Here is a 15,652-nt window from a genome sequence, read left to right on the forward strand (position 1 = left end):
ATCGAGCGGACGCCATGTGCACCGTCCTCCTCCTCCGTAACGTCCACCCCGAGTGGCCGCTGGTCCTCGCCGCCAACCGGGATGAGTTCTACGCGCGTCCGGCCCACGGGCCGAAGGTCCTCTCCGAGTCCCCCCGCGTGGTGGGCGGCCAGGACGTGGAGCGGGGCGGCACGTGGATGGGGGTCACCCACGAGGGAGTCGTGGTCGCCCTGACGAACCAGCGCGGCGCCCGGAGCCTGGGCCTGGCCCCCCGCTCCCGGGGCGAGGTGGTGCTGCGCGCCCTGCAGGCCGGGTCGGTGGAGGCCATCGAGCGCTACCTCGGCACCCTGCCCGCCCCGGAGTTCCTGCCCTTCAACCTGCTCTATGGGGACGCGCACACCCTCCGGGTGGCCTACGCGCGGCCGGGCCATGAGCACCTGCTGCACGAGGACGTCCCGGACGGCGTGCACGTGCTCCCCAACGACAGCCTGGACAACCTGGCGCTCCCGAAAGTGCGGCGGGCCCATGCCCTGGCGGAAGGCGTGGCGAAGCGCCCGTGGCCGGAGCTGGTGACGGGGCTCCAGGCGGCCCTGGCCGACCATGCCCTGCCGCCCCTTGAGTCCGCGACGGGGCCGCTCTCGGAGGATGGCCTGCCTGCGGACTTCCTCCAGCAGCTCCAGGCACTGTGCATCCACACGGAAGAAGGCTACGGGACGCGCTCGTCCGCCATCGTCGCGCTCGGGCCCGGCCGCGTGGGGCACTACCTGGCCACGGACATCGCGCCCTGCCAGGGCGGCTGGCGGGACGTGACGGGGCTGCTCACGGCGCCCTGAGCGGCCCGCCGCGTCTTCAGTCCAGCCGCGCGCGCATCACCGCGTCGCGGCCCGCGTCGTAGGTGGCCTCGAAGGCGGGGCCCCGGCCGGTGAAGGCCTCCACCGGGGGCATGGCCACGTCCACGCGGACCTCCCGCACGTCGCAGCCCAGGTCGGAGCGGTAGAAGGCCGGCTCGCCCGTGACGTTGATGGCGATGAGCCGCGCGCCCGGGAACAGCTGACACGCGTCATGGATGGGCGTCGCGGACACGCGGTCCGCGCCCGGGTCGATTCGCTCCAGCGTCGCGTCCTTGAACAGGAGCGGGTTGGAGGCGCTCGCGGAGACGGCCTCCGACAGCGGACCGCGCGTGACAGTCACCAATCGGATGCCGCCCGCGAAGGGCTCCTGGTGGAAGGTGGCGAAGGGCACGGGGAGCTCCTCCACGCGCGCGCCCGCGTAGAACTGATCCAGCACCTGGGTGAAGCGCTCATGGCTCAAGGGGGGCACTGTCGCCGCGCCACCCGCCGCGCCCAGCGCGCCCGCCGCCACGGCCGGTCCCAGCGCGCCGCCCGACACCAGCACCGCGAGCAGGCCCACCGCCGCGCCCACCGCGCCGCGTGTCACCGCGACCTTGCGCGTCTGTTCTTCGTAGGTGGTGAAGAAGGAATGGTAGCGCTGGCGCAGGTTGGCGCCGGGCTGGGACGCGTAGAGGCCGCCCACCACCGCGCCCATGCTGTTGCCCACCACGCAGTCGATGGGCACGCCCCGGGCCACCAGCGCATCCAGCGCGCCCACGTGCGCGAGCCCCTTGGTGCCTCCCACCGACAGCACCACGCAGGTGCGCGAAGCGCGCGTGTCCCGGTGACACGACAGGGCCCCGGAAGCCACCACCACCGTCAGCAACACCAGCCCCAACCGCCGCCCCATGCAGCCTCCCACGTGCGAAGTCGGGCCACCCTACCCCGTTCCCGCGCGACAGGCGTCATGGCCCCCAGAACACGACCGCCCCCGGGACAGGAGCCCCGGAGGCGGAAGGTGACCTTCACGAGGCCCGGCGTGGACTCACGCCGGACCCGCGTTGGGAACTAGTACGTGGCCTTGAGCGACGTGCCGCTGTACGTCGAGTAGCCGCGCAGCATGATGTACATCTTGCCCGCCGAGGCCTTCGCCGCCGCGCTGCACGTCTCGTTGTTGCCGCCCAGGTACGGACGGCAGTCGTAGGACGACGTCGTCGGGGCGGAGCCGAACTTGATGTACATGTCCGCGTCGCCCGTGCCGCCGCTCAGGACGTAGGAGGAGGACCGGGAGGCCGGCAGGTCGATGCAGTACAGGGTCTCGGAGCCGGTCGCGCCGGACAGGCCCGTCTTCGCGACGCCGTTGGTCAGCGCGGTGCAGGTCGGAGGCGTGACCGTGCCACCCACGCCCACCGCTTCCCAGGCGGCCGTCACGGCAGCCTGCTCGGCCGCGGTGTAGCCCAGGGCCACGGCGGCCTGGACGGTCCAGGTCTTGGCCTGCGCGAACGTGGTGCTCGCCGTGAAGAGGTTGGTGTTGGCGTAGTACCAGATGCGGGCGGCCTTCTCGACGCCGATGGCCGGCACGTTGATGGTGCTACGGCCGCGCGGGTGCAGACCACCCTTGGAGAGCAGCGCGAACGCCAGGTTCGGCACGCCGGAGCTGTAGTGCACGTCCGTGCTGGACGTCACGTTCGCCGCCCAGTCCTTGGACACGCCGTCCTTCGCCGGGTCGTCCATGTAGCGGAGCGCGTCGTTCGCCGTGCCCGGCGTCCAGACGTCCTCGCCCACCATCCAGATGGCCGCCGCCGTGCTCCAGCCGTTGACGCGGCTCTCGCAGACGGCGCCGAAGGTGTCGGACATCGCCTCGTTGAGGCCGCCGGACTGGCCGGAGTACGTGAGGTTGGACTCGTACTCCGTCACGGCGTGGGTCAGCTCGTGGACGGTGACGTCCGCGTCCTTGCCCAGCTCGATGGAGTTCACGTTGTCGCCGTCGCCGTACACCATCTGGGTGCCGTCCCAGTAGGCGTTCACGTACTTGTTGCCGTAGTGCACCGTGCTGATGAGCGCCGTGCCCGCGTTGTTCAGCGAGTCGCGGTTGAAGAGCACCTTGTAACAGTCGTAGGTGTAGCCCAGCATGTCGTAGTTGGTGTCGACGTGCGAGTCACCGATGGCAGCCTGGCCCTCGCTGCGCTTGAGCGTGCCCGGGGTGCTGGTGCCGTTGTTCGCGCTGTAGACCTTGCGGTTGAGCGCGGTGTGGATCTCCGGCACGCGCAGCAGCATGGCGCCGTTGATGGCGTCCACATAGACGCGGTCGCGCAGCGGCATCAGCTCGCTCTCGCCCGTGACCTTCACCTCGTACGCCAGGCGCAGGCGGCCGTCCTCGGCCTTCACGTACACCAGGCGCGCACCCTCCGCGGCCAGGTCCGTGCCCTTCGTGTCGCGCAGCGCCGCCGTCTGGGCCGCCTCCGCGGCGACCAGCGGACGCGCGGACACGGCGCCGCCGGAGCGCGCGGAGCCGTTCGCGCCGAAGATGGCGCCCGAGCTGTCCACGTGCACCACCAGCTCCTCGCCCACCACCGGCAGACCGTTCAGCGTCTGCGCGTAGCGGATGTGCGAAACGCCCTGCTCGTCCACGTTGATGCGGCGGACCTGCAGGTCGGAGGCGTTCAGGCGGAACAGCGACGCGATGGAGGGCAGCGACCCGGCGATGGCCGAGTGCACTTCCGCGGACGCGAAGCCCGTCAGCGGGCGGTCCGCCTGGCCCAGGCGGCCCTGGATGGTGTGCGGCGTCCCATCCGCGTTGGTGCCGACAATCTGGGCGCCCGGAATGACGCTCAGGGCGTTCTGCACTTCGGCGACTTCATCCGGCTTCTGCTGATCCTTCTGAGTGTTGGAGTCCATCTCACCGACGCCGCAAGCGACGAGGGGGAAGGCCAGCAGGGCTGAAACGAAACGAGTGCGAACCAAGGTACTGCCTCCTGCCCGGCGCAAAGGGGGTGGTCGCCGGGACAGCGCTCCTTTCAGCATTCTTCAGGCCAACTCATTAAGTCCGCGAAATGCCTCGCAGTACGGGAAGGCCCTGAAAAACGGCTGGCACATCAGTGCCCAGTAAATCTTCGGTAATGTGGAAGTATTCGTTACGCCTTTGGCACAAAGGCCCGTTCTTACTGGGCTTTTCGCCCTTCGTGGGTCCCTGTCCTGAACCATGACAGTGCACACGGGGGTGCGTCCTCTATTCGGACAATCCCAGGCTGACGGCTTTTTCTTGCTACGCAAAGCAAGGCCCTGAATTCGCGCGCCGTGCGTCAGCGCCACACGCCGAGCAGCACCCGCGCGCGCCCGTCCATGGGGAGCGCGGCCTCTTCCACCGTGGTGTAGCCGGCGTCGCGGGCCACGTCGGCCAGGTGCCGCATCCACGGTTTGTAGGGCATCCCATTGTCGGAGCAGCAAGGGACGACGGCGAAGCCCAGCCCGTGGCGCGCGGCGTACTCGATGATGATCCGCGTGGCGCCGTCCGGGTGCATGCCCACGACGAGCTCCGCCTCGCAGGGCTCTTCCAGGGTGAAGAGCCGCTGCGCGTACTTCACGGGCAGGTGCTTGTGGCGCAGGTCGAAGGTGGTGACCGTGCGGCCGCGCTGGGTGAGGGACTCGTTCAGCTTCCCCATGCCGCCGGCGATGTCATAGACGCGCAGGGCCTGGGGAAAGCGCGTGACGAGCAGGTCCGCGAAGAGGTCGAAGCGTCGCTTGTCCGCCATGGCGGCTCCTTCAGCCCGGGCCTTTTCAGGCGCGGGTGCACACCGTCCACAACAGCCGCTCGATGACGAGCTTCCCGCTGGCGGAGGACTTCAGGGCCAGGTCCGCGTCCGCGCACGCCACCAGGGCGTTGAGCAGCTCGCGGCGCTCGTAGCGGGCGGCGGCCTGCATGCCGAACGCGAGCGCCCACGCGTTGGGCGTCTTGCGCTTGGTGGCCTTCAGCTCCGCCTCCAGCTTGGGGAGGATGCGCGCCTCCACGTCGCGGCCGGTGCGCGGCGGCTGGCCGCCCGCGTACTTCTCCAGCCAGGCGTGGTTCTCCAGGAGCGAGCGGACGATGGACGTCACCGCGCCCAAGAGCTGTAGCGCGTGCGTGCCCTGCCCCATCGCGTCCTCGGCGTAGGAGAGCGCGTCGCGCAGCTCGCGCTTCTGGAGCGCCTCCGTCAGCTCGAAGAACTCCTCCTCGCGCGCGTGGTGCACCAGCAGCGCCACGTGCTGCGCTTCGATGGTGGGCCCCTCCGCGTAGACGGCCAGCTTCTCCAGCTCCGACTGGAGCAGCCGGATGTTGCCGCCGATGCGCTCCTTCAAGCCCTCCAGCGCGCCCGGCCCCAGCTTCTTCTTGAAGGGGGCGAGGAACTCCTTCGAAATCTCGCTGAGGTCCAGGTCCTTGTGGCGCGCGGCCACCTTGCGCTCGAAGAGGCGGCCCTTGTCCTGCGCGAACTTGAGCAGCGGGCTGCGCGAGTCCACGTCCGTGGCCGCGAGCACCAGCGCGTGCCCCGGCGGCACGCCCTTCTGGAGCAGCTCCAGCAGCGCGGACGCGTCACCCTCCGGAGCGCTGATGCGCTCGTCGCGGCAGAAGGCCGCCGCCTCCTGGAGGAAGGCCAGGTCCGCCTCCGCCAGGTCCACGTTGAGCTCTTCCTTCCACTGCTCCACCGAGGGCGCGCCCGGCACGCGGGGGTCCAATTGGTCCACGCCCCAGCCCGCGCGGCCCGCGAGCGCCAGCAGCCGCCGGGCGCCCTCCTTGCGCTTGCCCGCCTTCCACGCGTCGCGCGCCTTGGCCAGCGCGTCGCCCTTGCCCTTCTTGGGCGCGAGGAACTCCGGGTCGCGCACCAGCACCACCTTGCGCCCGGGGAACAGCGGCAGCGTGGCCAATTCCTGCGCCACCTCGCGCGGGGAGGCCGCGTCCAGCACCGCGAGGTTCAGCCCCATGGCGGCGTCCGGCACCAGCGTCTTCACCAGCTCGTCGGCGCCCTTCCTGACCAGGAACTCCTCGCCCCACAGGAGGTACAGCGGCCACACCTTGCCGCCCTTCACCTCCGCCAGCACCTCGTCCATGTCCGCGCTCACCGGCCCTCCACGCACAGTTCGATGAGCAGCCGCTCCAGCTGCAACCTTGGCGCGCCGTTGCGCGAGCCGATGGCCGTGCGCGCTGACTCCAGCAGCGAATGCCGCCGGTGCAGCGCGGCCTCCGACGTGCGCTTCGCCGCGTCCTCCGCCAGCGCCGTCAGGTCGCGGTTCGCCAGCGACTCCAGCGCCCCGGCCTTGGCGAGCGCCACGTCCCGCGTCCACAGGATGAGCAGCTCCAGCGCCGCGTCCGCGTCCTCGCGCGAGCCGCCGTGCGCCTCCGCGAAGCGCAGCAGGGCCGGGATGTCGTTGCCGCTCAGGGCTTCAAAGGCGGTGAGGACGTCCTTGCGCTCCTTCAGCGCGTCCACGTCCAGCGCGAGCGCGCGGCCCAGGCTGCCGCCGGACATCACCGCGGCCAGGGCGGCGGTGTCCGCGTCCAGCTTGCGCTCCTGCTGCACGCGCCGAGCGACCAGGTCCACCGGCAGCGGACCGAAGTACACCTTGCTGCACCGGCTGCGGATGGTGGGCAGCAGCCGGTCCATGGCGCTCGCCACCAGGATGAGGGTGGTCTCCGCGGGCGGCTCCTCCAGCGTCTTGAGGAACGCGTTCTGCGCCTGGACGTTCATCTGCTCCGCGCTGACCAGGATGGCCACCTTGCGCTTGGACTCCAGGCCGCGCAGCGCCAGGCGCTCCTGGAGCTGCCTTATCTGCTCCACACGCAGCTCACGGCTGGGCGTGCCGGTGAAGTCGGAGCGGCCCGCGAGTCCTCGCGACACGCGCTCGTCGTCCGGCATCACCCAGGTGACGTCCGGGTGCAGCCCCTTGGCCAGGCGCACGCAGCTGGCGCACTTGCCGCAGCCCACCTCCGGGGCCTCCGGGCAGGTGAGGGCCTGGGCCAGGCCCACCGCGGCCAGCTCCTTGCCGACCCCCTCGGGCCCGGCGAACAGGTAGGCGTGATGCACCGAGCCAGACCGCAGGGCGGATTGGAGCGCGTCCATCGCGCGGGACTGTCCCTGCACCGAGGCAAGCGTCATGGGGGGCGTGTATCCCCGCTCGGGGCCCACCCGTCAACCGCCACCTTGACCCGTGCGCGCGCCACCGGTCTGATTCGCCGGGCGTGTTGAACTTCCTCGAAGGCTATCTCCCCCTGCTGGCGGGCTCCATCCTGACGGTGCTCCTGCTGGGCATCCAGCGGACCACCCGCGACCCGGACCTGCGCGACGACCTGCGGGGCGCGGTGCGGATGCTGCTCGCCTTCCTGGTGCTGCGGCTGGCGGCGCGCCTCCTGCCGGAGGCCTCGACGCCGGAGGGCCTGCGCAAGTTCGTGAACGTGGGCTGGATGCTCACGTTCGTCTACGGCGTCATCCGGGCCGCGGTGGCGTTCGCGCTGAAGCTGGTGCGGATGCGCTCGCCGGTGACGACGCCCAAGATTCTCCGCGACGTCATCGACTTCACGCTGTACGCGCTCGCCACCGTCCCCATCCTCCAGAGCCAGCTCGACCTGGACCTGGCGGGCCTGGTCGCGTCCACCGCGGTGCTGACGGTGGTCATCGGTCTGGCGCTCCAGGAGACGCTGGGCAACCTCTTCGCGGGCCTGTCGCTGCAGCTGGACCGGCCGTTCGAGGTGGGCGACTTCATCCGCATTGGCGAGCACACCGGGCGGGTGGTGCACATCGGGTGGCGCTCCATCCGCATCGCCAACTTCCGGCGCGAGGTCATCACCCTGCCCAACAGCATGGTGGGCAAGGAGCACGTGAAGAACTTCACCCAGCACCGCGAGCCCGTGGGCATCGAGGTGCAGGTGGGCGTGTCACTGGACGCGCCGCCCAACCAGGTGAAGCAGGCGCTGCTGGAGGTGGCCCGGGAGATTCCCCAGGTCCTCGTTCAGCCGCCGCCGCTGGCGCGCACGGTGGGCTTCACGGAGTCCAACACGCAGTACATGGTGCGCGTGTTCCTCAACGACTTCGCGCTGTCGGACAGCGTGAAGGAGGAGCTGCACACGCGGCTGTGGTACCGCCTGCGCCGCGAGGGCATGGAGCTGCCCCACGCCCAGCGCACGGTGACCCTGCGCCGCGAGACGAAGCAGCGCCGCCGCGAGCTGGCGGACGAGACCGTGCGTGACCTCTTGCGTCAGGTGGACCTCTTCGCGCCGCTGGGCCCGGAGGAGGTGGAGCGGCTGCAGTGCGAGGTGGTGGTGCGCCGCTTCGGCCGCAACGAGCGCGTCATCCAGGAGGGCGACGAGGGCGGGACCTTCTACGTCGTGGCCTCCGGCGAGGTCAGCGTGCGCGCCGGCACGCTCCAGTCCGAAATCACGCGGCTGGGCCCGGGCCAGTACATCGGGGAGATGTCCCTGCTCACCGGCGAGCCCCGTGCCGCCACGGTGGTGGCGCTCCAGGACTCCGTGCTGCTGGAGCTGGACCGGCCCACCTTCGCGCGCCTGTTCTCCGACTACCCGGGCCTCGCCCGGCAGCTCTCCGCGCTCCTCGCCCAGCGCCGCACCCAGCTGCGCGCCGTGGCCCAGGCCGCGGGTGGCGGGCCGGACCACTCGCCCGAGGCGGGCCGCATCCTCGGAAGGCTGCGTTCGCTCTTCGGCCTGAAGCACGAATAGCGGATTTTCCCCGCACAACTCCGGGGCAATCACGACCCTCTGTTACGCACTGCGTGGCGGCCTGGAAGGCATGCATCCAGCCGCGACGCCGGGGCCTTTGACGCTTGGAGCCTGAAAGGTCTAAAGGTTCACACATGCAAGACATTCGTGGCTTCCCCGCGCGATTGGGCGCGCTGCTGCTTCCCGGCGCGCTGCTGATGGCCCTGCCCCAGAACGCCGCGGCCACGGCCCAGGTGAAGCCAGACGCGACGGTCGCGGGCCTGGAGCGGCTGACGCACCGCCGGGTCTTCTTCGGCCACCAGTCGGTGGGCGGCAACATCCTGGACGGCGTGCGGGGCCTGCCGAATGCGAAGGCGCCCGCCATCGTGGAGGTGAAGGACGCGAGCGCCACGATTCCGCGGGGCACGCTGGCGCACGCGTTCGTGGGCCAGAACGAGCAGCCGGAGACGAAGCTGGCGCACTTCGAGCAGCTGTTGGACGGCGGCGTCGCCACGCAGGTGGACGTGGCGCTGGTGAAGTTCTGCTACATCGACTTCACCTCCAGCACGGACGCGAAGTCACTGTTCGAGAAGTACCGCGCCACGCTGGCGGGGCTGAAGTCGCGCCACCCGGGCGTCACCTTCGTGCACGTCACCGCGCCGCTGACGACGGTGCAGCGCGGGGCGAAGGCGTGGTTCAACGAGCTGCGTGGGCGCGCGGTGTTCGGCGTGGGGGAGAACGTGTCGCGCGAGGCGTTCAACGCGCTGATGCGGCAGACCTACGGCGGCAAGGAGCCGCTGTTCGACCTGGCGGCGCTGGAGTCGTCGCAGCCGGACGGCACCCGTGAGACGTACGAGGTCAACGGCCGCGCATATCCGGCGATGGTGCCGGCCTACTCGGATGACGGGGGGCACCTCAACGCGCAGGGGCAGGCGCGCGTGGCCTCCGCGCTCGTCACCTTCCTGGCGGCCCTGCCGGAAACCCCACGCGAGGCGCCCGCCGCCGCGAAGGCCGGGCCCTGAGACATGCGCGTTCCGTTGATGATGCTGCTCGGCCTGGGGCCGACCGTCGCGCGTTTGAAGCTGCGCCGCTGTGGAGTCGTGGGCGCCACCCCCACCGTCTGGGGGCGCGTCTGGATTCACGGCGAGGGTGAAATCCAGGTGGGGGACCGCGTGCTGTTCGACGCGCGGATGGCGCCCATCGAGCTGCACGCGCAGCGGGGGGGACGCATCGTGATTGAAGACGACGTGACCATCGAGGGAGGCAGCTCCATCGAAGCGCAGTCATGCGTGACGGTGGGCGCGCGCAGCCACCTGGGCATGTGGTGCAAGCTGATGGACAACATGTACCACCCGGTCCGGGGCAACCGGCACGAGCGGCCGCAGTCGGTGCCGCTGGTGGTGGAGGAAGGCGTCACGGTGGGCAGCCGCTCCATCCTGCTGCCGGGCACGCACCTGCAGAAGGGCGCGAGCGTGGCCTCCGGCACGGTCATCTCCCGCCGCATCCCGCCGGGCGTGACGGTGGGTGGGGCTCCGGCCCGCGTGCTGCGGCGCGAGGTGGCGCGATGAAGCCTCCCCTCCCCTCCCGGGCCGAGGCGCTCCAGATGGCGCGCGCGGGCCTCCAGATGGTGCGCACGGAGGTGCTTCCGCGCGCCGAGCGCGTGGTGGCCGTGGCGCGGGCGCGCTGGCTGTTCCGCGACTTCCGCATGGGCCGGGACGTGGCGGCGTATGGCCCGGTGGCCGCGCGCAACGACGGCCACGCGGAGCTGGGCGACAAGCTGACGTTCCTGGGCGGCATGCTGCCCACGTCGGTGGTCTGCTACGAGCACGCGCGGCTGCTGGTGGGCAACGAGACCCAGTTCAACTACGGCGCGTCGGTGGAGGCCTGGGAGTCGGTGCAGATTGGCGACCGGTGCATGTTCGCGTCGTTCGTGCGCGTGAGCGACCGGGACGGCCAGCGCATCGCCCCCATCATCATCGAGGACGACGTCTGGGTGGCCCACGGCGCCATCCTGCTACCCGGCGTGCGCATCGGTGCACGGTCGGTGGTGTCCGCCGGCAGCATCGTTTCGCAGGACGTGCCCCCGGATTCGCTCGCCATGGGCAACCCGGCGCGCAGCATGAGCCTGGACCTGGTGGCCCGCGGCGCCACGGGCACCTGACGGGCCGCTTGCTTGCTTCGCCCGGCGCTCAGCAAAACGCGCCGGGCGCGTTCTTTTCCGCATCCCCTTCCACACCCCATTTTTCGCTTCAACGACAGGACCCAACCCATGAGCACGCGTGACACGCTTCGCACCTTCATCGTCGACACCTTCTTCGTGGACGACTTCGCGGACGACGACTCGTTCCTGCGCAAGGGCCTCATCGACTCCACGGGCATGATGGAGCTGGTGGCCTTCATCGAGACGGAGTTCCACATCAAGCTCGACGACAAGGAGCTGGTGCCGGAGAACCTGGACTCGCTGTCGCGCGTGGTGGCCTTCGTGGACCGCAAGCAGTCGCTGGCGAAGGCGAGCTGAGACGCCCATGTGCGGCATCGCGGGGTTCACCTTCCCGGCGGGTGACGCTTCGGGCACGGCGCAGCACGCCGACCGCCTGCGCCGCATGACCGCCAGCATCAAGCACCGGGGGCCGGACGCGCAGCGGGCCCTGCTCCTGGACGGCGCCGCGCTGGGGCACGCGCGGCTGTCCATCGTCGACCTGGCCTCCGGTCACCAGCCGATGCGCGACGAGGCCACCGGCCTCACGGTCGTCTTCAACGGCGAAATCTTCAACCACGTGGAGCTGCGCGAGCAGCTGTCGGGGGCGTATGCCTTCCGCACGCGCTCGGACACGGAGGTCATCCTCGCGGCGTTCCTCACGTGGGGCATCGACTGCGTGCGCCGCTTCGAGGGCCAGTGGGCCTTCGCGCTGTGGGATCCGCGCGACCGCACGCTGTGGATGTCGCGCGACCGCGTGGGCATCTGCCCGCTGTTCTACGCGCACCTGCCGCAAGGGCACCTGGCGTTCGCGTCGGAGGCGAAGGCGCTCTTCGCTGGAGGTCTGGTGGCGCCGGCGCTGGACGCGCGGGGGCTCAAGCAGACGTTCCAGCTCTGGGCGCCGGTGGCGCCGCGCACGTCCTTCGAGGGCGTGTCGCTGCTGCCGCCCGCGCACGTGGCGAAGTGGCGCGATGGAGCGCTGACGCTCCAGCGCTACTGGGACCTGGACTTCGGGGTGACGCCGGACGCAGCGGAGGCGCCCCGGCTGTTGGAGGAGTTGGGCGCGGTGCTGGACCGAGCGGTGCGCCTGCGGCTGCGCGCGGACGTGCCGGTGGCGGCGTATCTGTCGGGTGGGTTGGACTCCAGCCTGCTGTGCGCGTTGGCGCAGGAGCAGCTGGGCGGGACGCTGCGGACCTTCTCCGTGGGCTTCGCGCACGCGCGGTTCGACGAGCGCACGCACCAGGCGACGGTGGCGGAGCAGCTGCGCACCGAGCACCGCGTGGTGGAGATGCGCGACGGTGACATTGGCGCGCTGGTGCCGGGCGTCATCTTCCACGCGGAGCAGGCGATGATGCGCTCCGCGCCCGCGCCGTTCCTGCGGCTGTCCGGGTGGGTGCGCGACCAGGGCATCAAGGTGGTGCTGACGGGTGAAGGGTCGGACGAGATGTTCCTCGGCTACGACCTCTTCAAGGAGACGCAGGTGCGCCAGTTCTGGGCGCGCCAGCCGGGCTCGAAGTACCGGCCGCTGCTCTTGCGCCGGCTGTACCCGACGCTGTCGGTGAGCCAGCAGAACGTGGAACTGCTGCGCGAGTTCTTCGGCACGGGGCTGGAGACGCCGGACGCGCTGGGGTTCTCGCACCTGGTGCGGTGGGGCAACAGCGGCCGCATCCTGCGCTTCCTCGCGCCGGAGTTCGCCGCGAAGGTGGCGGACGAGGATCCGGTGGCGTCGGTGCTCGCGACGGTGCCGGACGCGGTGGCGAAGTGGCGGCCGTTGGCGCGGGCGCAGTACCTGGAGGCGCGCACGTTGCTGTCGGGCTACCTCCTGTCCGCGCAGGGCGACCGCATGCTGCTGGGCAACGCGGTGGAGGGGCGCTTCCCGTTCCTGGACACGGGCGTGATGGAGTTCGCCGCGCGCGTGCCGGAGCGGCTGCGGCTCCGGGGTCTGGATGAGAAGCACCTGCTCAAGCGCTTCGCGAAGGGCCGGGTGCCGGCGTCCATCCTGGAGCGCAGCAAGTTCCCGTACCGTGCTCCCATCGCGGGAGCGCTGGTGGGCCCGGATGCGCCGGCGTGGGCGCGCGAGCTGCTGGCCCCGGAGGCGGTGGCGGCGACGGGCGTCTTCGACGCGCGCAAGGTGGAGCGGCTGGTCGCGAAGCTGCGTGCGCCGAACTCGGCGGAGAGCGAAGCGGACACCATGGCCTTGTTCGCCGTGGCGTCCACGCAGTTGCTGGCGCATCACTTCCTGAAGCCGAAGCCCGTGCCCCAGGCGGACGTGGACGCGGTGCAGTTGGAGGCCGCGTGAGCACGCCTTCAGGCACCGAAGTGGCGAGCACGCCCGCGCCACGCTCGCATGCGCAGTGGGAGGGAGCGTGAGCGCGCATGCGGACACCGCGCCGTCATGGGTTCGTGGCCATGCGGCAGCGACGCCGGACGCGCCGGCGGTGGACTCTCCGTGGGCGCGGCTCAGCTATTCCCAGCTCGAAGCACGGATGCTGGCGCTCGCGGGACAGCTGCGTGCATCCGGCGTGGAGCCCGGGGCTCGGGTCCTCATTGCCCTGCCCCTGGGCTGCGCGGCGGCCGTCGCGGGGCTCGCGGTGCAGGCCCTGGGTGCCTGCGCCGTGGAGCTGGACCGTGAGACGGGCGCGGACTCCCTGACCAGCATCCTCGCGCAGACGGGTGCCCGCCACGCGGTCATCTTCGGTCAGGACGCGCGGCGCTGGACGGGACGCTCGCAGCTCACCCACTTCTTCATCGTCCACGGCTCCCGTCCTCCGGAGCGCATGGTCGGACTGCTGAAGCCCGCTCCGTGCACGTGGTTGCAGGAGGACGGCGCGGTGGATCCAGAGGCCAGCTTGGAGCCGCTGGCCGCCCTGCCCTCGCTGCCTCCGGATGCGCCCGCGTCCATCGTCTACACGTCCGGCAGCACGGGCACGCCCCGTGGCGTCGTGCAGACGTTCGCCAACATCGCGGCGAACACGCGCTCCATCGTGGAGTACCTGGGCCTCACCCCGCGCGACCGCGCCATGCTCATCCTTCCCCTGCACTACTGCTACGGGAAGAGCGTGCTCCAGACGCACCTGCTCGCGGGCGGCTCCGTGTTCCTGGATCCGCGCTTCATGTACCCGCAGGTGGTGCTGGAGGCCATGGCCACCGAGTCCTGCACCGGCTTCGCGGGCGTGCCCCTCACCTTCGAGCTGCTGCGCCGTCAGGCCGCACCGGACTCGCTCGCGAACCTGAAGCTGCGCTACCTCACCCAGGCCGGCGGCGGTATGTCCCCGGACACCGTGCGCTGGACGCGCGAGTCCTTCCACCCGGCGGAGCTGTTCGTCATGTACGGCCAGACGGAGGCCACCGCGCGGCTCTCCTACCTGCCGCCCTCGCGCGCCACCGACAAGGCGGGCTCCATCGGCCAGGGCATCCCCGGCGTCACGCTGGCCGTGGTCGGTGACGACGCCACACCCCTGCCCGACGGTGAAGTGGGCCAGCTCGTGGCCAGGGGCGCCAACGTCACCTCCGGCTACCTCAACGCTCCTGACGACACGGCCGCCATCCTCCATGACGGCTGGCTGTGGACCGGCGACCTCGCGTGGCGCGACGCGGACGGCTTCTTCTTCCTAGTCGGCCGCGCGAAGGAGATCCTCAAGGTCGGCGGCCACCGGGTGAGCCCCGCGGAGATGGAGCACGTCCTCGCGCGCCACCCGGCCGTGCTGGAGGTCGCCGTGGTGGGCGTGCCGGACGACCTGGGCGGCGAGGCCGCGTGCGCCGCCGTGGTCCTCCACCCCGGCACCACCACGAAGGAGGACGACCTCCGCCGCTTCTGCCGCGAGGCGCTCCCGGCCCACAAGGTGCCACGCCACGTGCTGTTCACCGACGCGCTCCCTCGCGGGCCCACCGGCAAGGTGCTCAAGGCCGACCTGCGCACGCGCGTGCTGTCTTCACTCTCTTCTCCTGAATCGAGGTCGTCGTGACGATGAAGTTCTCCAAGCAGGTGCTGGAACTGGACTGGGAGGCCAAGGCCGCGTCGCTGTCCGACGGGCTCAAGGAGGCCGTCCTCAAGAAGCTGCGCAAGCGCGGACTGGTGGTCGCCGTCTCCGGCGGCATCGACTCCGCGTGCGTCGCCGCGCTGGCGGTGCGCGCGCTGGGACCGGACCGCGTCTTCGGCCTGCTCCTGCCGGAGCGCGACTCCAGCGGCCTGTCCTCCAAGCTGGGCCGCGAGCTCTGCGAGAAGCTGGGCATCCAGTACACGCTGCACGACATCGCGCCCATGCTGGATGCCGCCGGGTGCTATTCGCAGCGCGACGCGGCCGTGCGCTCCGTGTTCCCCGCGTTCCAGCCGGACATGAAGTGGAAGATCGTCATGCACGGCGACCGGCTCAACACGGACGCCCTCAACGTCTTCTACGTGGTGGTGCAGGTGGACGGGCAGGAGCAGCGCTTCCGCCTCACGCCCCAGGCCTACGTGCAGATCGTCGCCGCCACCAACTTCAAGCAGCGCGCGCGCAAGATGATGGAGTACTTCCACGCGGACCGGCTGAACTTCGCCGCGTCCGGCACGCCCAACCGCCTGGAGTATGATCAGGGCTTCTTCGTGAAGCTGGGCGACGGCTCCGCGGACGTGAAGCCCATCGCCAGCCTCTACAAGACGCAGACGTACAAGCTCGCGCGGCACCTGGGCGTCATCGACGGCATCCTCAACCGCGAGCCCACCACGGACACGTTCAGCCTGGAGCAGTCGCAGGAGGACTTCTACTTCTCCGTGCACTACTCGCAGCTGGACCTCATCCTCTGGGCGAAGAACCACGGCATCACGCCCGAGGAGGTCTCCCCGGAGATGGGCCTCACGCCGCAGCAGATCCAGCGCGTCTACGACGACATCGACCAGAAGCGCCGCACCACCGCGTACCTCCACGCGCAGCCGCTGCTGCTCGAAGAGGTCAGCGAGCTGAAGCCCTTCAAGATCTCCTGAAGCGC

At 70.7% G+C, this 15,652-nt stretch carries 14 protein-coding genes; 9 read left to right on the forward strand and 5 right to left on the reverse strand.

Annotated elements, in window-relative coordinates; genetic code table 11:
* Positions 1-14: 14 nt before the first annotated feature.
* Positions 15-812 (forward strand): NRDE family protein, encoded by a 798-nt coding sequence (locus D7X30_RS38955; RefSeq protein WP_120568055.1) that lies wholly within the window; start codon positions 15-17, stop codon positions 810-812.
* Between the two features lie 16 nt (positions 813-828).
* Here D7X30_RS38955 and D7X30_RS38960 read toward each other — a convergent pair whose 3' ends face one another.
* From D7X30_RS38960 to holB, 5 genes are all read right to left on the reverse strand, one after another.
* Entirely contained in the window at positions 829-1,719 is an 891-nt protein-coding gene (locus tag D7X30_RS38960) for a patatin-like phospholipase family protein (RefSeq protein WP_120568056.1), read from the reverse strand.
* A 158-nt stretch (positions 1,720-1,877) separates the two neighbouring features.
* Positions 1,878-3,773, reverse strand: coding sequence for a M4 family metallopeptidase (locus D7X30_RS38965; RefSeq protein WP_120568057.1), 1,896 nt, complete (start codon positions 3,771-3,773; stop codon positions 1,878-1,880).
* Between the two features lie 338 nt (positions 3,774-4,111).
* Positions 4,112-4,561, reverse strand: coding sequence for a hypothetical protein (locus D7X30_RS38970; protein ID WP_120568058.1), 450 nt, complete (start codon positions 4,559-4,561; stop codon positions 4,112-4,114).
* A gap of 25 nt (positions 4,562-4,586) precedes the next feature.
* Positions 4,587-5,891, reverse strand: coding sequence for a DNA polymerase III subunit delta (gene holA, locus D7X30_RS38975; RefSeq protein WP_120568087.1), 1,305 nt, complete (start codon positions 5,889-5,891; stop codon positions 4,587-4,589).
* Positions 5,892-5,899: 8 nt separating this feature from the next.
* Positions 5,900-6,934, reverse strand: a complete 1,035-nt coding sequence (holB, locus tag D7X30_RS38980; protein ID WP_120568059.1) for a DNA polymerase III subunit delta' — start codon at positions 6,932-6,934, stop codon at positions 5,900-5,902.
* A gap of 83 nt (positions 6,935-7,017) precedes the next feature.
* Between holB and D7X30_RS38985 the strand changes: the two genes are divergently transcribed.
* The 8 genes from D7X30_RS38985 (at position 7,018) to nadE (ending at position 15,647) form a co-directional block, all read left to right on the forward strand.
* Complete coding sequence (locus D7X30_RS38985; RefSeq protein WP_120568060.1) at positions 7,018-8,508, forward strand: mechanosensitive ion channel family protein; 1,491 nt, start codon at positions 7,018-7,020, stop codon at positions 8,506-8,508.
* Between the two features lie 134 nt (positions 8,509-8,642).
* Positions 8,643-9,509: a hypothetical protein gene (locus tag D7X30_RS38990; RefSeq protein WP_120568061.1), complete on the forward strand. Its 867-nt coding sequence runs from the start codon at positions 8,643-8,645 to the stop codon at positions 9,507-9,509.
* 3 nt (positions 9,510-9,512) lie between these two features.
* A complete protein-coding gene (locus D7X30_RS38995; protein ID WP_120568062.1) occupies positions 9,513-10,055 on the forward strand; it encodes a DapH/DapD/GlmU-related protein in 543 nt (180 codons plus the stop codon).
* Positions 10,052-10,648, forward strand: coding sequence for an acyltransferase (locus D7X30_RS39000; protein ID WP_120568063.1), 597 nt, complete (start codon positions 10,052-10,054; stop codon positions 10,646-10,648). The genes D7X30_RS38995 and D7X30_RS39000 overlap by 4 nt, the downstream gene beginning before the upstream one ends.
* 108 nt (positions 10,649-10,756) lie before the next feature.
* Complete coding sequence (locus D7X30_RS39005; RefSeq protein WP_014398060.1) at positions 10,757-11,005, forward strand: acyl carrier protein; 249 nt, start codon at positions 10,757-10,759, stop codon at positions 11,003-11,005.
* A 7-nt stretch (positions 11,006-11,012) separates the two neighbouring features.
* Positions 11,013-12,983 carry an asparagine synthase (glutamine-hydrolyzing) gene (gene asnB / locus D7X30_RS39010; RefSeq protein WP_120568064.1) on the forward strand — a complete coding sequence of 657 codons (1,971 nt, stop codon included), beginning with the start codon at positions 11,013-11,015 and terminating at the stop codon, positions 12,981-12,983.
* A gap of 67 nt (positions 12,984-13,050) precedes the next feature.
* Entirely contained in the window at positions 13,051-14,649 is a 1,599-nt protein-coding gene (locus D7X30_RS39015) for a class I adenylate-forming enzyme family protein (RefSeq protein WP_120568065.1), read from the forward strand.
* Between the two features lie 2 nt (positions 14,650-14,651).
* Complete coding sequence (nadE, locus tag D7X30_RS39020; protein WP_120568066.1) at positions 14,652-15,647, forward strand: NAD(+) synthase; 996 nt, start codon at positions 14,652-14,654, stop codon at positions 15,645-15,647.
* Positions 15,648-15,652: the final 5 nt, after the last annotated feature.

It is taken from the genome of Corallococcus sp. AB011P, assembly GCF_003611605.1.
GTDB lineage: Bacteria > Myxococcota > Myxococcia > Myxococcales > Myxococcaceae > Corallococcus > Corallococcus coralloides.